This window comes from Halotalea alkalilenta (assembly GCF_001648175.1).
GTDB lineage: Bacteria > Pseudomonadota > Gammaproteobacteria > Pseudomonadales > Halomonadaceae > Halotalea > Halotalea alkalilenta_A.
In genome coordinates, this window is record NZ_CP015243.1 from 787,117 (window position 1) to 806,980 (window position 19,864).

The window sequence follows — 19,864 nt, forward strand, 5'->3', positions numbered from 1 at the left end:
TTCGACGGCGGGTCTTTCAGCATGGACGAGGAGGCTGCATGGCTACGAGGAACGTCGCCGACATTCTGGTCGAGACGCTTGAGCAAGCGGGGGTCCGGCACATCTGGGGGCTGCCGGGAGACTCGCTCAACGGACTCACCGAGAGCCTGCGCCACAGCAAGCAGATCGATTGGCTCGGCGTGCGCCATGAAGAGGTGGCGGCGCTCGCCGCGGGTGCCGAGGCGGACATCAGCGGCGGGCTCGGCGTCTGCGCCGGCTCCTGCGGGCCGGGCAACCTGCATTTGATCAACGGGCTGTTCGAGGCCCAGCGCGCCAAGGTGCCGCTGCTCGCGATCGCCGCCCAGATTCCCTCCAGCGAACTCGGCCTCGGCTACTTCCAGGAGACCCACCCTGAGTCGCTGTTCAAGGAGTGCAGCGACTATTGCCACCTGATCTCCAAGCCCGAGCAACTGCCACGGGTGCTCGAGACCGCGATGCGCAGTGCGATCCTCAACCGCTCGGTCTCGGTGGTGGTGATCCCGGGCGACGTGGCGCTCTCGCCCGCGACGGTCAAGCATGCGAGCTGGAGCACGCCGATCGCGCCGCTGGTGGTTCCCCACGGTGATCATCTCGACCGGCTGGCCGAATATCTCGGCCAGCAGAAGCGGATCGCGATGCTCTGCGGCTACGGCTGCATGGGCGCCCATGACGAGGTGGTAGCACTCGCGGACAAGCTCAAGGCGCCGGTGGTCCACGCGCTGCGGGGCAAGAACGCGGTCGAGTACGACAATCCGTTCGATGTCGGCATGACCGGGCTGATCGGCTTCGCCTCCGGCTACAAGGCGCTCAAGGAGTGCGACTGCCTGCTGGTGCTCGGCACCAATTTCCCCTATCGCGATTTCTACCCCGACCACGGCAACGTGATCCAGGTCGATATCCGCCCTCACCACCTCGGACGCCGCACGCCGCTCAAGATGGGACTGGTCGGCGACGTTCGCGCCACCCTGCTTTCGTTGCTGCCACGGCTCGAGACACGCGACGATCGCCGTTTCCTCGACGCCGCGCTGGCCCACTACCGCAAATCCCGCGACGGGCTCGACGCCCTGGCGACGCCGGCCCGCGATGGCCAGCCGCTGCATCCGCAGTACGTCACCGCCAGGATCGATGCCCTCGCCACGGATGACGCGGCGTTCTCCTGCGACGTCGGCTCGCCGACGGTGTGGGCGGCACGCTACCTGAAGATGAACGGCAAACGGCATCTGACCGGCTCGTTCAACCATGGCTCGATGGCCACTGCGATGCCCCAGGCGATGGGCATGCAGGCCGCCTTTCCCGATCGCCAGGTGATCTCGCTTTCCGGCGACGGGGGCCTGAGCATGCTGATGGGGGATGTGATCTCGCTCAAGGAGCGAGGGCTCCCGGTCAAGGTGGTGGTGTTCAACAATTCGCTGCTCGGCTTCGTCGCCATGGAGATGAAGGCGGCCGGCTACATCGACGACACCACGCGCTTCGGCGCTACCGACTACGCGGCGATGGCCGAGGCGCTGGGTATCCGCGGCATCCGGGTCGATGCTTCGAGCCAGCTCGATGGCGCGCTGGCGGAGGCGTTCGCCCATCCCGGGCCGGTGATCATCGACGTGCTCACCGCGCCCCAGGAGCTATCGCTGCCGCCGAAGATCCAGGCCGCCCAGGCCAAGGGTTTCAGCCTCTACATGCTGCGCGCGGTGATGAGCGGGCGCGGCGATGAGCTGATCGATCTCGCCCGCGACAACATACCGTTGCTGCGCTGACCAGCGCGTTCAGCGTCCACCCACGTAGCCGCGGGCGAAGGAGACGGCCTCGGCATTCTCGACCAGTCGGGCGAGGTGCAGATAGAAGGCGCGGCGCACGTTGGCCGCGCCCCCGGTGGTCGCGCGGAAGCGCCCGGCGACGTTGTAACCCTCGGCGTTGACCCTTTCCAATCCCCAGTTCTCGTAGTGGCCCAGCAGCGCACCGCGCAGCGTCGGGTCCTGCTGGGTCTGGTCGGCAGCCTGGCGGACCAGTTCGAGCGCGTGGTCGATATCGCTGTCGAGGGTGAAGCGCAGGTCCACCGGGGCGAAGGCGAACTGGCGCGAGGTGTTCTTCACCGCCTTGACCTGACTGAACGGGATCGAGAACAGCGCCCCGTTGCCGTCGCGCAGCTTGAGCGTGCGGATGGTCATGCCCTCGACCGTGCCGGCGCGGCCGTCGATCTCGACCCAGTCGCCGATCGCCATGGTGTCTTCGAGGATATTGAAGATCCCGGTGATCACATCCTGGACCAGGGTCTGGGAGCCGAAGCCGATCGCCAGGCCCACCACCCCGGCACCGGCGAGCAGCGGTGCGATGTTGATGCCGACGTTGCCGAGCACGGTGATCACCGCGATCACGCAGAGCACGATCTTCGCCGCATTGCGCAGCAGCGGCAGGATGGTGCGAACCCTTAGGCTTGGCTGGGCGTGGCGTCGCCCGGAAGGAGGAGCCAGTGCGCTGGCGATCGCCGCGTCGATCACGATCCAGGCGGCCAGTGTCACCAGCAGCACCGTGGCGATGCCGAACACCGCGCCGCCGAACATCTGCCCGGCGTCGGTATCGCGAATCAGCCCATAGATCGAGCCGCCCCATATCTGGGTCATCAGCTCTGCCGCCACTGCCAGCAGCGCTATCTGCAGCGCATTGGCGGCGAGCCTGCGCATCCTCGTGCCCATCCGCTCGCGCGGGGCGAGGTCGGGCGGCGCGACCAGTTGGTGGAGCAGCGCCATGACCAGCAGCGTGCCGATCAGCAGCAGCGTGCTGGCGATCATCCGGTTCATCGCCTGGTGGTTGTCGACGCTGCCGATCAGCAGCTGATAGAGCGAGACCAGGCACATCAGCAGCACCGGCAGGAACCAGATCGCCGAGAAGAGCCTCAGGCTCTCTCGTACGCTGGGCGGCAGCCGCTGGCGATGGGCCAGGCCGCGATGGTGGATGAGCTGGCCGATCGGGCGGCGGAACATCACGGCGAACACCGCCAGGATAATCGTTGCGATCGCGCCGCACAGCGTCGCCAGCAGGTAGGCGAGCGAGTAACCGAGCAGCGCCGTGAGTGGCGAGTTGAGCAGCGCCTCGGCGAACGAGCCGAAGGCGGCAAGGGCGGCGAGAGGAATGAAGGCGCGGCGGCGCAGTATCTCCACCGCGCGCTTGCGATGGCTGCCACGGGCGAGGATCGCAAGCGACATCCATAGGGTGGCGAACACCGTGCCGGTGTTCACCGCATAGGCGATCCCGAGCGCCAGCATTCGTCCCGGCGAATCGGCGCCGAAGCCGGAAGTCGCGGCGAGGGTGAGCAAGAAGGCGGTGATCGCCGGCAGCGGTACCCGCAGCCAGTGCTCGACGATATCCCGTGCGCGGCGATGGGTGGAGAACCAAGCCCAGCGTGAGAGGCGCGCTGCGATCCACGCGCCCAACCAACAGGCCGCGAGCATCGAAATCGCCCAGAAGATAATCGTGTAGGAGAAGCGAGTACTTACTTGCAGAGGGCTCTGGCCGACCCTGTGGCCGAGCTCGGAGAGCTGCTGGGAGGCGCGACCCAGGTGATATTGCCAGTCGCTGACCACTTCGTTGCCTTCGCCGAGATTCTGCTGCAACGAATCCAGTGTCGAGGTCAGCGCGCCGAGCACGCCGCCCTGGACCACGCCGTCCTGGGGCGTCTCGGCATCGCCGGCGGCGCTCTCCTGGGCCTCGCCCGAGGCCGGCGTCGCCTCGTCGGGCGCGGCCTGGGCGCGCTCTAGCGCCTCGACCAGGGTGGCGCGCTGCTGGTCATCGCGCAGCACCTCGAGCAGTTGGGTGAGCGGTGCCGCCTCGGCGGATGTCCCGCTCTGCTGGGCGCTGGCCGGGGCGGCGGCGGTGAGTGCCAGGGCGAGGCACAGCCATGACCAACCAAGAAGCAAACTACGGGGCGAGACGGACAAGCGCATCGATGGACCTCGGCATCAGTCGGCGACGGGAGCGTGGTCCAGCATAGGACAGGCGCGGGCGTTTTTGTTTCTCTATCCTGCGCCGACTGGTCGGGGCTGGGTGAATCCCCCATACTTGCGCCATTCATCGTCGTGCCGGCATGGCACCGGTTGTGAGCGCTCGCTTACCCTGTGAGGCTCATCGCTACAGGAATATTTCGAGAGGTTGGCATGAAACGTACGCTCAAGGTCGGCGTGGTGATGGATCCCATCACCGAGATCAGCTACAAAAAGGATACTTCGCTGGCGATGCTGTGGGCGGCGAGCGCGCGCGGCTGGGAGCTCCACTACATGGAGCAGCCGGATCTCTACCTCGACGGTGGGCGGGCCTATGGGCTGATGCGTCCGCTCGAGGTTCATCGCGACCCCTCGCACTGGTTCGACCTCGGCGCGCGCGAGGCGCGGCCGCTCGCCGATCTCGATGTGATCCTGATGCGCAAGGATCCGCCGGTCGATCACGAATTCCTCAATGCCACCCATCTGCTCGGCTTTGCTGAACGCGAGGGGGTGCTGGTGGTCAATCCCACCCGCGCGCTGCGCGAGTGCAACGAGAAACTCTATGCCCAGCGCTTTCCCGAGTGCCTGCCGCCGAGCGTGGTCTCCTGCGACGACAAGGTGCTGCGAGCCTTCCAGGCCGAGCATGGCGATGTGATCCTCAAGCCCCTCGATGGCATGGGCGGCAGCGGGATCTTCCACATCGGCCCGGACGGGCGGAATCTCGGTTCGGTGATCGAGCAGCTGACCCTGCGCGGCAGTCGACAGATCATGGCCCAGCGCTACATCCCGGAAATTCGTGACGGAGACACTCGTATCCTGCTGATCGATGGCGAGCCGGTGCCGTTCGGACTGGCGCGAATTCCCAGCGCCGGCGAGGTGCGCGGCAACCTGGCCGCAGGCGGACGCGGGGTGGCCCGCGAGCTGACCGATCGTGACTACTGGCTGGTCGATCAGGTCAAGGCGTCGATCGTGGAGCAGGGGCTGATCTTCGTCGGCCTCGACGTGATCGGCGACTACATCACTGAAATCAACGTCACCAGCCCCACCTGCGTGCGCGAAATCGATGACCAGAAGGGCACCGACATCGCCGGGCTATTGATGGATGCAATCGATCAGCGCTTCTCCTGAACCCACCCTGGTCAGCCTGGTGCCCTCGCCCCCCGAGGCCGAGGACGTACCGCTGTGCTCCGGTCTTCGCGTCGATATCGACGAGCCCGAGGTTGCGGTCGAGCTCGACCACCGAGACGACGAAGGCGGCTCGGCTGGTGCGTCCTCGTCCGGTTCGCGCCGAGGGCTTTTCGGGCTGCTGGCGGTGGTGGTCGGCTTGCACCTGTTGGGCCTTTGGCTGCTCGACCGGCCCGATCAGCAAGAGCCGGTCGAGACCGAGGGGGGCCCGGTCTATCGTGTCTCGCTGACCCAAATGCCGGCGGCGCCTTCGGTCGATATCGGTGGCGTCGAACGTCTCGTGCAGGAGCAGGCGGCCGCGGCGGCCCGGGCGCAGGCCGAAGCCGCTGCCCGGGCAGAGGCGCAGGCGCAGGCAGAGGCGCAAGCCCGGGCAGAGGCGCAAGCCCGGGCAGAGGCGCAAGCGCAGGCCCGAGCCCAGGCCCGCGCGGAGGCCGAGGCGCGAGCGCGCCGCGAAGCACCCCAGCAGACTCAAGGCGCCGAGCGCTCGGACGCTACGGCATCGTCGCCGCCGCCGAGCGCGCGCGAGCTGATCCGGCAGGCGACCCAGCAGGGCTACGCCAGCGGATGGAATGCCACCGCCGATCGCTTCGCCAGGGGGGCGTCGAGCAGTGCCGAGCGCTCCGCCGAGGCGCGCTACATCGCCGATTGGACCAGGGCGACGCAGCGCTACATCGATAGCGTCGGCCGTATACCGCCCGGGCTCGACGGCCGGTTGGTGATCAGCGTCACCGTCGGGCGGGATGGCGGGCTGCGCGACCTGCGGGTGGTACAATCCTCAGGGAAACCCGAGCTCGATCGGATCGCGCTCGACATCGTGCGGGCGTCGGGGTCCTTCCGACCCTTCGACCGCGAGCTGGGTAATCGCAATGAACTCAGCTTCACTCGTAGCTGGCTGATTGGCCAAGGTTCACTTTTTGGCGTCCGATGACGCCCTGGAAGCTTCATGCACGGCTTGCGCAACCACTTTCTCCTGGCGATGCCTCAGCTCCTCGATGAGAATTTCGCCGGTACGCTCACCTATGTCTGCGATGACGATGCCAAGGGCGTGCTCGGGGTGATCGTCAATCGCCCGCTCAAGCTGAGCCTGGGCGGACTGCTCGAGCAGCTCGACCTGGAGGTCGAGACCCTGCGCGATGCCGAGCGGCCGGTGATGTTCGGCGGTCCGGTGCATACCGACCGCGGCTTCATCCTCCATCAAGGTTCGGCCAGCGATTGGGATTCGAGCCTGCAGGTCAGCGAAGAGATCGCGCTGACCACCTCGATGGACATGCTCCGTGCTATCGCCGCCGGCCGTGGACCGGAGCGTTTCATGGTGCTGCTCGGCTGCGCCGGCTGGCAGGTCGGCCAGCTCACCGACGAGCTCAAGGCCAACGCCTGGCTCACCGTCGAGGCGCAGGATTCGGTGCTTTTCGAAACCCCGATCGAGTCTCGCCGCGAGGCCGCCGCTGGACTGCTTGGGGTCGATCTACGCTTGCTCAGCGTGGCCGCCGGCCATGGCTGAGGACCCAGCGCTGCTCGACCCGCGGATCGCGCTGCTGCGCGCCGAGAAGCCCAGCCGTGCCCCTGGCGAGCGGCTGGTGATGGCGTTCGACTTCGGCACTCGGCGGATCGGCGTCGCGGTCGGCCAGGAGCTGCTCGGCTCGACCAGCGCGCTGGCACCGCTGAGCGCGCGTGACGGTGTGCCCGACTGGCGCCTGGTCACCGACCTGGTCGATGAGTGGCGCCCGGACCTGTTCGTGGTCGGTTTGCCGCTCAACATGGATGGCAGCGAGTCCGAGATGAGCCGGCGCGCGCGCAAGTTCGGCAACCGGCTGTATGGGCGCTACGCGCGTCCGGTCGAGTTCACCGATGAGCGCGGCACCACCCGGGCGGCCAAGACCCTCGCCCGCGAGCGTGGCCGTCGCAGCGCCAGCTATCGCGACGACGGTGTCGACGGGGTCGCCGCCGAGTTGATCCTCTCCAGCTTCTTCACTACCTCCCCGCCGCACGGTTAGCCCTGCGCAGTTTTCTCCTCGCGCCGGTTCGACGCAGGCGCCGGGTTTTGTCACCTGCCTGTAAAAAGCCACGTGGATGATGGGTGCCGCACTCGGGAATGAGGCCCGAGGCGCTGGCAACGTGCGCGGTTGAGTCGCGCGCGGATAATCGACAATCAACTTGCAGGAGCCGACCGTGAGCAAGGAAGTCGAAGACCATCGTATCCACAACCGCAGTGGCAACCTGCCTTTCGCCGCGATCGTCGAACGCCGTCTGTCACGCCGCTCGGTGATGTGCGGTGGCCTGGGGCTCGCTGCCGCGACCATGCTGGGTGGCTTTGGCTGGCCGGGAGCGAGCCGTGCCGCGGACGGCGCCGCGCGAGCACCGCTCAGCCTCGGTTTCGCTTCGCTGGCGCCGCGCATGACCGACGCGGTGGTCGTGCCGGAGGGCTATGTCGCGCAGGTCCTGATCCCTTGGGGCACGCCGCTGGTATCGGGGATGGCGCAATGGCATCCCGACCTCGACCCGACGCCTGACTTCCAGGCGGCGAGCACCGGCATGCACCACGACGGCATGTACCACTTCGCCCTCGATGGCGCGGATAGCTCCGACGACTTCCTGCTGGTGCTCAACCATGAATATCTCGACCAGTCCGCGCTTTGGGCGGCGCGCGGTGGGCCGACCAACGCGAAGCAGGGCGCACGGCCGCTGGATGAGGCGCGTACCGAGATCAACGCCCACGGCGTCTGCGTGGTAAGGGTACGCCGGGATGAGCAGGGCCATTGGGCGCCAGTGCTCGATGATCCTCGCAACCGCCGCATCACCACCGCGACGCCGATGCTGCTCGCCGGGCCGCTGCGCGGCTCCCGACATGCAGTGACCGCTTACTCACCGCAAGGCACCCAGACCCGCGGCACCAACAATAACTGTGCCTGTGGCTACACCCCCTGGGGTACCTACCTGACCTGCGAGGAGAACTGGTCGGAGATCTTCGTCAACCGTGCGGAGCAGGATCCCGACCAGCTGCGGCTCGGGCTCGCCGAGTCCCGCTCGATCTATGGGTGGGAGACGGTCGAGGGCGGCGTCGATGGCGAGTTCGAGCGCTTCGACAATACCCCGCGCGGTGATGATCCTCGCGGAGACTACCGCAATGAAGCGCGCACCTATGGCTATGTGGTCGAGATCGACCCCTATGACCCCGAGCGGCCGATCTACAAGCGCACCGCGCTTGGGCGCTTTCGCCACGAGGGCTGCTGGCCGGGCAAGCTGGTCGCGGGGCAGCCGGTGGTGTTCTACACCGGCCACGACGCGCGCAACGAGTACATCTACAAGTTCGTCTCCCGCGCGCCCTGGGACCCGAGCGATGCCAACCGTCCCGGCGAGCGTTACGATCGCCAGGCGATCGGGGCCAAGTACATGGACCACGGCACCCTCTACGTCGCCCGCTTCGATGAGGACGGCAGCGGCGAATGGCTGCCGCTGGCGGAGGATACCCCGGTGCCGGAACAGGGGCGCACGCTTGGCGAGATCTACGGCGATCTGGCCGGGATCATCGTCAACACCTGCGATGCGGCCGACCTGCTGGGCGCCACACCGATGGACCGCCCCGAGTGGGGCACGGTCGATCCGTCGAGCGGTGAGGTCTACATGTCGCTGACCAACAACTCGAAGCGTACCGAGGCCGATAGCGCCGCACGCTTCACCCAGGAGGGCGAATCGATCGGCACGCCTGGCGTGGGCTACGCCACTGCACCGGTCAACGCCGCCAATCCACGTCCGGACAATGACTATGGCCAGGTGATCCGCTGGGTCGAGCGCGACGGTGAGCACGAGCGCTTCGACTGGGAAATCTTCGTCTTCGGCGCGGCGCCGGGTGAAGCGGCGGACAATCGCTCCGGACTCGACGACGCCAACGCCTTCGCCAGTCCCGACGGGCTATGGTACGACCAGCGTGGAGAGGGCGAGGGCATCCTTTGGATCCAGACCGACAATGGCATCGACAAGGGGCGCGACAACGCGGTGGCGGAGATGGTCAACGACCAAGTGCTGGCAGTGGTGCCCGGGGCGCTGTCGCGCCGCGAGGGTGCGGCCTCGGTGGTCGACCCCTCCAACCAGGCCGAGCTCAAGCGCTTCGCCATCGTGCCCAACCAGGCCGAGGTGACCGGGATATTCGCCACGCCCGATCGCACCGCGCTGTTCATCAACGTCCAGCACCCTGGCAATTGGCCCGCCTACGATAGCGCCGACGCGACCCTCGCGCCGAGCGCCCAGGTTCGCCCGCGCTCCTCGACCGTGGTGATTCAACGCCGCGATGGTGGACGTATCGGCGAAGCCTGAGGCGCAATCGCAGACGCGGCTGGCCGTTATTGGATCCGCCGCGTCTCCCTGCGCTTCATTCGAGCGAATGCGTTTTAATTCAATCAAAGCATGATAATGAGCCGGCGAAGATAGGGGCTCATTATCATGCTTATTTTATTTTAATGGATATGCCGTGGGTGATGAGCATATTGCCGAACACCATCCCTCTATCGATCGTCATTGATTCGATTGTCACTGATTCTACACACTCCTGATAATCGTTGGTCATATGGCGCGTGCAGACTCCTTCACTGAGCGGATGCGGATGTCGGTCTGCGTTTCTCGATCGAATGCTCGAGGCAGGGCTTGGGCATGGGAACCTACTAATCAAGCACAAAGTGCTGTTCTACAAGGAAAAGATGTAATGAGGATCATCGTCAAGGTGTTGGCGGGATTGTCGACTTTGACATTGTTTCATGCCGGATCCGCGAATGCAGAAGTCATCCTGCTCGACCGCGATAATGGCTCCCCGATATTCAATGATTTGAAAATCCAGATAGGCGGAAGTATCCGTGCGGGATATCGAAACGTCATGGGGGGCAATGACGATGGATCCTACCGTCACCGCGGATTCGACGATGGTTCGCGTTTTCGATTTACCGCTGAATATTTCTTGAATGATGATCTCAACCTGATTGCTTATTATGAACCGGGTGTGGATATCTTCAGGGCGCTCGACTGGGACGACCACTATGACCCGGACAGGAACCACACCACCCGGCGCTATCTCTACGGTGGCATCGTCAGCCAGCAGTACGGCACCTTGACCTACGGCAAGCAGAACAGCGTGTTCTACAGCGCAGTGGGCGAGAAGACCGACCTGATCCTCAACGCGATGAATGGCCAGGGGCCGGGTAATGGCGTCGACGGCAACTACGATGGCTCCTACCGTGGGCGCGACCTGGTCAAGTACGTCAATGAGTTCGGCCCTGTCACCCTTCATCTGGGCTGGACGCTGCCCACCGATGATTACTACCTGGGCGGCAGTGGCGATGACCTGCTTCGCTACACGCGCAAGGGCGGCGGCGCGATTGGCGCTGAATACCAGCTCAACGACGACTTGGTGCTGAGTGCGGCCTATAGCTATACCGAGGCCAGGGTTCGCCAAGGCAGCCAGGACTCGACCGATTACGACCAGCAGATGCTCGGTGGCGCGGTGAGCTGGCGGCCCGGCAACTGGACCCTGGCCGCGCTCGCCGGCCACTACAGGGACTTCCTGCCGTTGGAGCGTCGCACACCGGTGCCGAGTGACTACTTCGAAGGCGATGCCTACGGCTGGGAATACTTCCTCGGTTACACCTTTCCGCTGCAAACCGGGATACTCAAGAGCACCCAGCCCTACGTCGCAGGCAACGCCATGCGTTGGGATGAGTACCAGACCAACTATCACTTCGTTGGCCTCAGTACCAAGATGGCCTATGGCTTTCGCGTCGACCTGGAGCGTACCTTAGCCAACACGTCCGACGGTCAGCCGGACGAGAATTGGGTAAGGCTGCGGTACGACTTCTAGTCGCCCATGGTGGTGGATGCTGCCCGATCAGGCCGCGCAGTCCAAAGTCGCGCTCGGCCGTCTGGCCGAGCGCGACCGGCTTCGCTCAGGCATGTTCGCTGTCCGCCACGCCATCGCCTTGCTCGCGGGCTTGGTTGATCCGCGCCATCGCTTGTTCATGGCTCACCTGCGAGCGAGGCGTGGCCAGCGAGACCACGACGCCGCTGAGCACCGCCATGCCGACCGCCGGCAGGATCGGGTTACCCCACAGCGCGTTCCACTCGGCATTGGCGATCACCGCAAGCGAGGTCGCCGAGCCCGCGACCAGGGTCGCCAGCGCCCCCTGCCAGTTGTAGCGCGGCCAGAAGCGGCCGAGCACACCGCAGACGAACATCCCGCCCATCACCGTGGCGATCATCCGTGTGATGTAGGTGATCACATCGTCCGAGCTCAGCGCGAAGGCGAGCGCGACGGCGATGGTCGTCACCAACGCGATGCGCGAGTAGCGTACCAGCTTGGCCTCCTCTGGCGAGCGCCCGGCCACCATGGTGAACAGATCGCGCAGCAGCGTCGCCACACCCGCCATGGCGTCCGAGGTGGCGCTCGACATCGCGGCGGAGAGCCCCGCGATCAGTACCAGCATGCCGAGCCACAGCGGCAGTACCTGGGTGGTCAGGTAAGGGAAGGCGAAGCCCGGGTTGTCGAGATCCGGCGCCATGATCCGAGCGGCCATGCCGATGATCGCTGGGATGATCGAGAACGCCAGATAGAGCAGGCCGCTGACCAGAAACGAGCTGCGCACGCTCGACTCCGAGGCGGCGGAGTAGATTCGCTGTCGATAGGAGGGCGTGGCGAGCACCCCGACGCCGACCACTGCGGCCAGCGAGATCGCGGGGATGATGCCGATGCTCTGGACCCCGAGGAAGCTGAGCGCGGCTTCGTCCATGCCTTCGCCGAGCCGCGACCAGCCGCCGATTTCGATCAGCGAGAACACCGCCATGGCGATGAAGCCGACGAAGAGGACGATCGCCTGCACGGTATCGGTCCATACCATGGCCATGTAGCCGCCGATGATGCAGAACAGGCAGAAACCGATCGCAACGATGATCTTGGCGGCGGTGAGGTCGATCCCCGTCACCCAGGAGAGATACATGCCGCCGCCGAGGATATGCGCGCCCAGCCAGCCGATGCTCGCCAGATAGATCAGCACGGCCACGAGGTTGCGCACCAGGCGGTGTCCGCCAACGTAGTAGCTGAGCTCCTCGGCCATCGACATGAAGCGCAGACGTCGCACTGGCGCGAACATCCACGCCAGCAGCAGTATCCCGATCGCGCCGCCGAGGCCGTAGAGGGTACCGGCCCAGCCGTTGACGTAGCCGAATCCCACCGCGCCCATGCTCGAGCCGGTGCCGACCATGGTCGCGATGGTGGTGCCGATGGTCAGCAGCAGCGGGACCTTGCGCCCGCCGAGCAGGAAGTCGTCTCCGCTGCCGCGATGGGCGCGCGATCCCCACCAGCCGAGCCAGATCATTGCCGCCAGATAGATGAAAAAGCAGATCAAAAACGCTTGGCTGTTCATCGAGTGACCTCGTTTTATCGTTGTTGGAAATACGTACCGGGCGCCTTGCCAGTGGACACCCGGCGGGTCTGGTCAAAAATGGGCTACCTCAGCGGGAGCGCTCGCGAGCGTGCGTTTGAGCAGCCGGCCGGCGCGGGAGTCTACCCGGCCCTGGTGATAGGCGATTTGTCCGTTGACGATCACCCAGTCGATGCCGCGGGCGGCGGCCACTGGATGGGCGAAGTCGGCGATGTCTTCGAGCATGTCGAGATCGAACAACACCAGGTCGGCGAAAGCGCCGGTCTCGACTCGACCCCGGCCTTCGAGACCGAACCGGGTTGCCGGAAGCGAGGTCATCTTGCGGATCGCCTCGGGCAGCTCGAAGAGCTTCCTGTCTCGACAATAGTGAGCGATCACTCTTGGGAAAGTGCCCCACAGGCGTGGATGTGGATGGGGATCGTTGGGCAGACCATCGGAGCCGACCATGGTCAACGGATGGGCGAGGATAAGGTTCATGTCCGCCTCGCTCATGTTGTGATAGACCGCTCCCGCCGGCATCAGCCGATGCGCTGCCTCGAGCAGCGTAAGCCCCCATTGCGAGGCGATCGCCTCGAGCGTTCGCTGGGCCATCTCCGGATGGGGCGCCGACCAGGTGATGAAGATCTCGACATCAGCGGTGACCTGGCCCGGGTCCAGCGTCGATGAGCTGGCGCTGTAGGGATAGCAGTCGCAATTGCATGGATGCTCGGCGGCGAACCCCTCGAGCCGGGCGATGGCCCCCGGGGCGTTGCCCCAGTTACCGGCACCGGCGCACTTCAGATGCGAGATAACCAGCGGCACGTCCGCGCGACGGGCGGTATCGAAGGCCTCGTGCATCGCCTCGGGAAGACCTTCGAACTCGTTGCGCAGGTGAGTGGCATAGATACCGCCGGCCGCGCCCACCGCCGCCGCCAGCGCATCGATCTCTTCGGCTGGCGCGTGGCGGGCATTGATGTAGGCGAGCCCGGTGCTCAGCCCTATTGCGCCCTGCGCCAAGGCGTCGCTGAGCAGTTCGCGCATGCGCGCGATCTCCTCGGCGCTGGCGGGGCGATCGAAGCGATCCATCAGGTTGGCGCGTAGCGCAGTGTGGCCGATCAGCGCGGCGACATTGATGCTCGGTGACGCCGCCTCCAGCGCCTGCGCATAAGCTTTGAAGCTCGGGTAGCGGAAGTCTTCGCGGCTGCCGAGCAGGTTCATCGGATCGGGAGGATCCCCCGGCAGGCTCACTGGCGAGGCGCTGATTCCGCAGTTGCCGACGATCACCGTGGTCACGCCCTGGGAGAGCTTCGGCAGCATGTCGGGCTGACGTATCACGTTGGTGTCGTCATGGGTGTGGACGTCGATGAAGCCTGGGGCGAGATAGCGCCCTTCGGCATCGATCTGGCGAACCGCGCAGCCATCGGGCAGATCGCCGATCGCGGCGATTTTGTCGCCCGAGATAGCGACATCGGCAAGGTAGGCCGGCCCGCCCAGGCCATCGACGATACGGGCGCGGCGAATCAGTAGGTCGAAAGTCATCGTTGTGCTCCGTGCGGGCTATTCGCGAACCAGAATGCTTTGTTAGATATTTTCTAACCCAAAAATAACAAGCGTGAAAGTTATTTTCAGAAGTCGTCGGTGCAGATGAGCCTTAGGTTCGAAACCCGATGGCTCCTGCGCCTGCTTGTCATCCATGTCGCCCCTGCGCGAAGGCTCTTTCCTTCGCGCCTTCGCGCAGATGGCTTTTTCGCTGGTAGTTTCTTTGCAATTTCGCGCTGGAAAGGTAATGGATCGTTTTTTGAGCTATTACGTAAATATTTTTTCGGCTTTTATGAAAAGATAATCTGTTGAAATTTTTCTTTCGTTATGATCCTTATGGATAAATATCTAGCGAAGGATTTTCCTTCGTCGGTGTCGTCGCAGCACCGCCAGCCGGCCTGCTGGGTCGGTCTCGGAGGATATTGAGAGTACGGCGCTGATCATCGATATTTTTGCGCTATCGTGCGGCGATCTTTCGCCAAGCTTCACGCTGTCGTTTGGGCTGTAACGCTTTTGATCGGCTGAGGATTCGTGTGTTTTCGATACTTGGGGTGGTTGTTTTTTGTACAGCGTGGCGCTTGCCTGCCGCTTGAGTCTCATGCTTTTTTGCTTTTATCGATGGTTATTTTTTGATCATTGACATTATTATTATGTTCAATTACGTAATATCATCTTTTCGATTCCATGTCCTATCTCCAGTGCCGGCTTGGCCCCGCCCGGCGCGTGGAAGCAAGTGGTAGTACGACGGTGGTTCAGGTCGTGCAGCTGGCGAAAAAAAGCCGCCGGTCGATCGACCGGCGGCTTTTTATTCGCGTAAAGGCGGAAAAGCTTCTCCAGATGAAGGGTTATCTCTTGCTCAGGTACTCAGCGACCGCGCTGATATCCTGCTCGCCTAGCCCTGCCGCTGCCGCCTCCTGCCAGATATCGGCGATCTTCGCCAAGCCCGGCAGCCGCGCAGCGTCGCCGCTTTCGAGTGCCAGGCGCGCGTCCTTGAGCCCCCAGTCGAGCGCCATCTCCGTGGAGAAGTCCGAGGCGGCGATCTTGTCCAGCTTGGGCTTCATATAGGGGGCCGCCAGCGGGCCGCCGTCGAGCACCGACCACAGCGTATCGGTGGAGAAGCCGAGCTGCTCGGCGAGCAGCGCAGTCTCGGCGGTGCCCTGCATCACATTGACCAGCCAAGCGTTGACCACCAGCTTCATCCGGCTGCCAGCGCCGACCGGGCCGAGCCAGCGGGTGCCCTTGGAGATCGCCTCGAACACCGGCTCGATCGCGTGGGCACGCTGGCGGTCGCCGCCGGCGAGGATCAGTACCTGGGCCCGTTCGGCGGGGCCTTTGCTGCCCGAGACCGGTGCGTCGACCAGCTCGAGGTCTGGCCGTTCGGCCTCGAAGCGCGCGGCGAGCCGTTTGGTCGCCTCCAGGCCGATGGTGCCCATCTGCGCGACCACCGCGCCGTCAGGGAGCTCGGCGACGGCGCCCTGGTCGCCGAACATGATCTGCTCCGTGGCATCGGCCGTCGCCACCATGCTCAGCAGCACCGAGACCTCGCGAGCGGCTTCGGCTGGGCTGTCAGCCCGGTGAGCTCCTGCCGCTACCAGCGCTTCGTCCTTGCCGGGGGAACGATTCCATACCCACACCTCGAATCCCGCCTTGATCAAGTTAGCGGCGAAGGCGTGGCCCATCGTACCGAGCCCCAGTACCGCCACCTTGGTGTCATGCTTCATGCATTGCTCCCTGTTGTGTTGTAAGTGAGCGCTCACATTTAGAGCTGCCGTAAGTCGATGGGTCGGGTCGGAAACGCATGCCCATGGATGAGCATCACGACTTCGACCAAAGTCGTGGTTTCAGTTAAGTGAAGTTGGCTGCGCGAGGCAAGCCTTCGTCCGTTCGGGCCGTCCAGACCCTGGCGTCGCCGGTGCGAGGTGGAGGGCGGCAGCGGGAGTGAATCAGCCCGGGAGCTCGTGACCAGCGCGCGATCCTGGTCGGTGCGGTGATCGGCGCTGGCTGGTCGGCCAGCGCCGAGTGAGAGAGGCGCGTGAAGCGCTGGGGATGGCCCGCAGACCTCGTGGCTGATCGTTGCCAGCCTGTTCGCCTTCATGGTGTTCTACGCCGGCCTCAACGTCCTCGGCTTTCTGTTCATCTTCTTCCTGGTGCCGGAAACCAAGGGCAAGAGCCACGAAGAGATCGAGAACGAGCTCAAGGAGGGCACCTTCCGTCCGACGCGCTGAGGCGCTTGGTGCGGGTGCCCGGGGGAAGGCGAAAAGCGCCGGTCGAGGGGTTAGAATGCCCCTCCACCGGATATCTTCGCGAGTTCCCCATGTCGTCGATTGCGCCTTCCTCCCATCGTTGCGTCCGCGCCGCCGTGATCGGCGGCGGCCCCGCCGGGCTGATGGCAGCCGAGGCGCTGGCCGAGGCTGGGAGGGAGGTGGCGCTGTTCGAATCGATGCCGACGGTTGGGCGCAAGCTGCTGATGGCCGGCGTCGGCGGGCTCAACATCACCCACTCGGAGGCCAAGCCGTGCTTCGTTTCACGCTACGGTGAGCGGGCCGCGGAGGTCGGGCGCTGGCTCGAGGCTTTCGATGCCGAGCGGCTGCGCGGCTGGCTCGCCGAGCTCGGTATCGCGACCTTCGTTGGCAGTTCTGGAAGGGTCTTTCCCGCCGAGATGAAAGCCGCGCCGATGCTGAGAAGCTGGCTGAGACGGCTACGCAGCACCGGAGTGAGCATTCACTTGAGACATCGCTGGCAGGGCTTCGGCGAGCACCGGAGGCTGCTTTTCGATACCCCGGAGGGAAGGCTCGAGGTCGAGGCCGAAGTGGTGGTGCTGGCGCTCGGTGGTGGCAGCTGGGCGCGGCTCGGTTCGGACGCCGCCTGGTGGCCGTGGCTCGAGCGGGCCGGAGTGCCGCTCGCGCCGCTGGCACCGGCGAACGGCGGCTTCGAGGTCGAAGGTTGGTCGCCTTATCTGCGCAGTCGCTTCGCCGGGGCGCCGCTCAAGACCGTGACGCTGCGTATGAAAACGCCGAGTGGGGATGGGCCGGCTCGCCGCGGTGAGCTGATCATCACCGAGTACGGGGTGGAGGGCGGATTGATCTATGCCTGCTCCGCGGCGCTGCGCGAGCGGCTCTACGCCGAGGGCCGGGTGAGCGTGCTGCTCGATCTCGCCCCGGATCGCGACGAGGCCACGCTGGCTCAGGCCCTGGCGCGCCCGCGCGGGCGCAAGTCGCTCGCCTCGACGCTACGCTCCCGCGCGGGCATCGATGGCGTCAAGCGCGCGCTGCTCAACGAGCTGGCGCCGCGCGAAGCGCTCGCGGACCCAGCGCAGCTGGCGCGGGCGATCAAGGGGTTGGCGCTGGAGCTCAAAGCCACCCGGCCGATCGACGAGGCGATCAGCACCGCGGGCGGCGTTCGCTTCGACGCACTCGACGACGGCGGCATGCTCAAGGCGCTGCCGGGCGTGTTCTGCGCAGGGGAGATGCTCGACTGGGAAGCGCCGACCGGTGGCTACCTGTTGACCGCCTGCTTGGCCTGCGGCCTGCACGTCGGTCGCGCCGCGGCCCAGTGGCACTCGGCTGCGCGCTCGACCGTGGTGAAGTCGTAGTTGGTCAGCGCTCGCTTACTCTCCATGCCCCCATCCTCGGCATGCTAGCAGGCCTGGCCTCGCCGGATGCTAGCGCTCCAGCGCTTCGCGGACGAAGCTCAAGCGATCCTGGCCGAAGAACAGCTCGCCATCGACGATGAAGCTCGGCAGGCCGAAGACTCCTTGCTCGAGGGCCTGGCGGGTACGCTGGGCGAGCAGTGCGTCGATGTCGCTGCTGGTCGCGCGCTCGATCAGCCTGTCGCCATCGAGCCCGGCGCGATCGCACAGCGTACGCAGCACGCCGAGCGACTCCACCCCTTCTCCATGCGCCCACAGGGTTCTGAACACGCTGGCGATGAAGGTCTCCTGGCCGGCGTGGCCGTCGCTCGCGAGCGCTATGCGCAGCGCGACGTCGGCACGCGGTGCTCCCCCCTCGGGGAGGGTCAGCGGCACCCCGTAGCGCTCGGCGAAGCGCTCGAGGTCGCGGCGCATGTAGCGACGCTTGAGCTCATGCGGGGGCGCGGCATTCTCGATGCCGGCCATTAGCTGGCGTAGGGAGAGCGGGCGCCAGGCGATCTCTTCGTCGTACTCCTCGGTGAGCCCTTCGAGCTGGGTCCAGGCGAGGTAGCTATAGGGACTGACGAAATCGAAGAAGAATTCGATACGCTTGGCCATGGCGGGTGCTCCTCAGCGGTCCGCACCGGCGGTGGGTCGGCCGGCTAGCGTTCACCTTACTCCCTGCTATGGATGCTTTCGAGGAGGTTTTGGTTACCTGGTTTTGCCCCGGATGCCAACGGGCCGCCCGAGGGCGGCCCGTTGATGACGGCTGGCGGCGATGCCTCGCTCAGTCGTAGTCGACGTCCGAGTAGAGCACCCGCACGCGCAGGGTATGCGACACCTGGCGCAGCGCCTCGAGCGCCTGTTGGCCGTAGGCCTTGTCGACGTCGATCACCACATAGCCGACCTCGGCGTTGGTCTGCAGGTACTGGCCCGAGATGTTGATGCCGTGCTCGCCCAGCACCCGGTTGATCTCCGACATCACCCCGGGCACGTTGTCGTGGATGTGCAGCAGGCGATGCTTGTTGGGGTGCGATGGCAGCGCCACCTCGGGGAAGTTGACCGAGGTCACGGTGGTGCCGTTGTCGGAGTAGGTGATCAGCTTCTCGGAGACCTCGATGCCGATGTTCTCCTGCGCCTCCATGGTCGAGCCGCCGACATGGGGAGTGAGGATCACGTTGTCGAGCTCGCGCAGCGGCGACTCGAACTCCTCATCGTTGCTCTTCGGCTCGACCGGGAAGACATCGATCGCCGCGCCGCGCAGGTGGCCTGAAGCGAGCGCTTCGGCGAGCGCCTCGATCACCACCACCTTGCCACGCGAGGCATTGATCAGCACCGAGTCCTGCTTCATCAGCGCAAGCTGCTCCTTGCCGATCATCCAAGTGGTCGAGGGCAGTTCGGGCACGTGCAGGGTGACGATGTCGGCGCGTGAGAGCAGCTCCTCGAGCGAGCCGACCTGGCGCGCATTGCCCATGTCCAGCTTGGTCACCACGTCGTAGTAGATCACCTGGAGGCCGAGCCCTTCAGCGAGTACCGAGAGCTGGGCGCCGATGCTGCCATAGCCGACGATGCCGAGGATCTTGCCGCGTACCTCGTTGGAGCGCACCGCCGACTTGTCCCAGCCGCCGCGATGGGCGCCGGCGTTCTTCTCCGGGATACGGCGCATCAGCATGATCATCTCGCCGATCACCAGCTCGGCCACCGAGCGGGTGTTGGAGTAGGGCGCGTTGAACACCGGGATCCCGCGGTGGAGCGCCGCGGTGAGGTCGACCTGGTTGGTGCCGATGCAGAAGCAGCCGACCGCGTTGAGCTTCTCGGCCGCCGCGAACACCCGCTCGGTAAGCTGGGTGCGCGAACGGATGCCGATGAAGTGGACGTCCCTGATCTTCTCGATCAACGCTTCTTCGTTCAGCGAAGTCTTCAGGTGCTCGATGTTGCTGTAGCCGGCCGCGAGCAGGTTGTCCACGGCGGACTGGTGGATGCCCTCGAGCAGCAGGATCTTGATCTTGCTCTTGTCCAGGGACGTCTTGGCCATCTTTGCATCAACCTCGTGGGTGGCTGGCGCCGGTCGAAGTCGCGGCTCGGCGCGGGGAAGAATGAAGGGGGCAAGATATTACCATGGACCA

15 protein-coding genes are annotated in these 19,864 nt (G+C 65.2%); 9 read left to right on the top strand and 6 right to left on the bottom strand.

Annotated elements, in window-relative coordinates; translation table 11 throughout:
- Nucleotides 1-38: 38 nt before the first annotated feature.
- Entirely contained in the window at nt 39-1,769 is a 1,731-nt protein-coding gene (gene poxB, locus A5892_RS03510; RefSeq protein WP_064121620.1) for a ubiquinone-dependent pyruvate dehydrogenase, read from the top strand.
- Nucleotides 1,770-1,778: 9 nt separating this feature from the next.
- On the opposite strand, the gene A5892_RS03515 is transcribed toward poxB, so the two are convergent.
- Nucleotides 1,779-3,953 (bottom strand): mechanosensitive ion channel domain-containing protein, encoded by a 2,175-nt coding sequence (locus A5892_RS03515; protein ID WP_150123469.1) that lies wholly within the window; start codon nt 3,951-3,953, stop codon nt 1,779-1,781.
- A gap of 210 nt (nt 3,954-4,163) precedes the next feature.
- Here A5892_RS03515 and gshB point away from each other — a divergent pair, with 210 nt between their 5' ends.
- The 6 genes from gshB (at nt 4,164) to A5892_RS03545 (ending at nt 11,016) form a co-directional block, all read left to right on the top strand.
- The gene (gene gshB, locus A5892_RS03520; protein WP_064121622.1) at nt 4,164-5,117 is read left to right on the top strand and encodes a glutathione synthase; all 954 of its coding nucleotides are present in this window, start codon (nt 4,164-4,166) and stop codon (nt 5,115-5,117) included.
- Nucleotides 5,092-6,102, top strand: coding sequence for an energy transducer TonB (locus A5892_RS03525; RefSeq protein WP_064121623.1), 1,011 nt, complete (start codon nt 5,092-5,094; stop codon nt 6,100-6,102). Before gshB ends, A5892_RS03525 begins: the two co-directional genes overlap by 26 nt.
- A gap of 15 nt (nt 6,103-6,117) precedes the next feature.
- A complete protein-coding gene (locus A5892_RS03530) occupies nt 6,118-6,675 on the top strand; it encodes a YqgE/AlgH family protein (RefSeq protein ID WP_064121624.1) in 558 nt (185 codons plus the stop codon).
- A 79-nt stretch (nt 6,676-6,754) separates the two neighbouring features.
- Nucleotides 6,755-7,168, top strand: a complete 414-nt coding sequence (gene ruvX / locus A5892_RS03535) for a Holliday junction resolvase RuvX (RefSeq protein ID WP_064124281.1) — start codon at nt 6,755-6,757, stop codon at nt 7,166-7,168.
- 175 nt (nt 7,169-7,343) lie between these two features.
- Entirely contained in the window at nt 7,344-9,485 is a 2,142-nt protein-coding gene (locus A5892_RS03540) for a PhoX family protein (protein ID WP_064121625.1), read from the top strand.
- A gap of 385 nt (nt 9,486-9,870) precedes the next feature.
- Nucleotides 9,871-11,016: a porin gene (locus A5892_RS03545; RefSeq protein ID WP_064121626.1), complete on the top strand. Its 1,146-nt coding sequence runs from the start codon at nt 9,871-9,873 to the stop codon at nt 11,014-11,016.
- A gap of 85 nt (nt 11,017-11,101) precedes the next feature.
- On the opposite strand, the gene A5892_RS03550 is transcribed toward A5892_RS03545, so the two are convergent.
- The 3 genes from A5892_RS03550 to A5892_RS03560 form a co-directional block, all read right to left on the bottom strand.
- Nucleotides 11,102-12,574 (bottom strand): sodium:solute symporter family protein, encoded by a 1,473-nt coding sequence (locus tag A5892_RS03550; protein ID WP_064121627.1) that lies wholly within the window; start codon nt 12,572-12,574, stop codon nt 11,102-11,104.
- A gap of 72 nt (nt 12,575-12,646) precedes the next feature.
- Nucleotides 12,647-14,110 (bottom strand): N-acyl-D-amino-acid deacylase family protein, encoded by a 1,464-nt coding sequence (locus A5892_RS03555; RefSeq protein ID WP_064121628.1) that lies wholly within the window; start codon nt 14,108-14,110, stop codon nt 12,647-12,649.
- A gap of 845 nt (nt 14,111-14,955) precedes the next feature.
- Entirely contained in the window at nt 14,956-15,831 is an 876-nt protein-coding gene (locus A5892_RS03560) for an NAD(P)-dependent oxidoreductase (protein ID WP_064121629.1), read from the bottom strand.
- Nucleotides 15,832-16,203: 372 nt separating this feature from the next.
- Here A5892_RS03560 and A5892_RS20125 point away from each other — a divergent pair, with 372 nt between their 5' ends.
- On the top strand, nt 16,204-16,335 hold the full coding sequence (locus tag A5892_RS20125; RefSeq protein WP_150123470.1) for an MFS transporter: 132 nt from the start codon (nt 16,204-16,206) through the stop codon (nt 16,333-16,335).
- Between the two features lie 89 nt (nt 16,336-16,424).
- Nucleotides 16,425-17,702: a TIGR03862 family flavoprotein gene (locus A5892_RS03565; RefSeq protein ID WP_064121630.1), complete on the top strand. Its 1,278-nt coding sequence runs from the start codon at nt 16,425-16,427 to the stop codon at nt 17,700-17,702.
- A gap of 69 nt (nt 17,703-17,771) precedes the next feature.
- On the opposite strand, the gene A5892_RS03570 is transcribed toward A5892_RS03565, so the two are convergent.
- Together A5892_RS03570 and serA are read right to left on the bottom strand one after the other, a co-directional pair.
- Nucleotides 17,772-18,356: a 2-hydroxychromene-2-carboxylate isomerase gene (locus tag A5892_RS03570; RefSeq protein WP_064121631.1), complete on the bottom strand. Its 585-nt coding sequence runs from the start codon at nt 18,354-18,356 to the stop codon at nt 17,772-17,774.
- 169 nt (nt 18,357-18,525) lie between these two features.
- Nucleotides 18,526-19,773, bottom strand: coding sequence for a phosphoglycerate dehydrogenase (gene serA / locus A5892_RS03575; protein ID WP_064121632.1), 1,248 nt, complete (start codon nt 19,771-19,773; stop codon nt 18,526-18,528).
- Nucleotides 19,774-19,864 lie beyond the last annotated feature (91 nt).

Coding starts and splice junctions, on each gene's coding strand:
- A5892_RS03530 (WP_064121624.1), top strand. CDS start 6,118: ATGCACGGCTTGCGCAACCACTTTCTCCTGGCGATGCCTCAGCTCCTC.
- A5892_RS03570 (WP_064121631.1), bottom strand. CDS start 18,356: ATGGCCAAGCGTATCGAATTCTTCTTCGATTTCGTCAGTCCCTATAGC.
- poxB (WP_064121620.1), top strand. CDS start 39: ATGGCTACGAGGAACGTCGCCGACATTCTGGTCGAGACGCTTGAGCAA.
- A5892_RS03565 (WP_064121630.1), top strand. CDS start 16,425: ATGTCGTCGATTGCGCCTTCCTCCCATCGTTGCGTCCGCGCCGCCGTG.
- gshB (WP_064121622.1), top strand. CDS start 4,164: ATGAAACGTACGCTCAAGGTCGGCGTGGTGATGGATCCCATCACCGAG.
- serA (WP_064121632.1), bottom strand. CDS start 19,773: ATGGCCAAGACGTCCCTGGACAAGAGCAAGATCAAGATCCTGCTGCTC.
- A5892_RS03515 (WP_150123469.1), bottom strand. CDS start 3,953: ATGCGCTTGTCCGTCTCGCCCCGTAGTTTGCTTCTTGGTTGGTCATGG.
- A5892_RS03555 (WP_064121628.1), bottom strand. CDS start 14,110: ATGACTTTCGACCTACTGATTCGCCGCGCCCGTATCGTCGATGGCCTG.
- A5892_RS03525 (WP_064121623.1), top strand. CDS start 5,092: ATGCAATCGATCAGCGCTTCTCCTGAACCCACCCTGGTCAGCCTGGTG.
- A5892_RS03545 (WP_064121626.1), top strand. CDS start 9,871: ATGAGGATCATCGTCAAGGTGTTGGCGGGATTGTCGACTTTGACATTG.
- A5892_RS03560 (WP_064121629.1), bottom strand. CDS start 15,831: ATGAAGCATGACACCAAGGTGGCGGTACTGGGGCTCGGTACGATGGGC.
- A5892_RS20125 (WP_150123470.1), top strand. CDS start 16,204: ATGGTGTTCTACGCCGGCCTCAACGTCCTCGGCTTTCTGTTCATCTTC.
- A5892_RS03550 (WP_064121627.1), bottom strand. CDS start 12,574: ATGAACAGCCAAGCGTTTTTGATCTGCTTTTTCATCTATCTGGCGGCA.
- ruvX (WP_064124281.1), top strand. CDS start 6,755: ATGGCGTTCGACTTCGGCACTCGGCGGATCGGCGTCGCGGTCGGCCAG.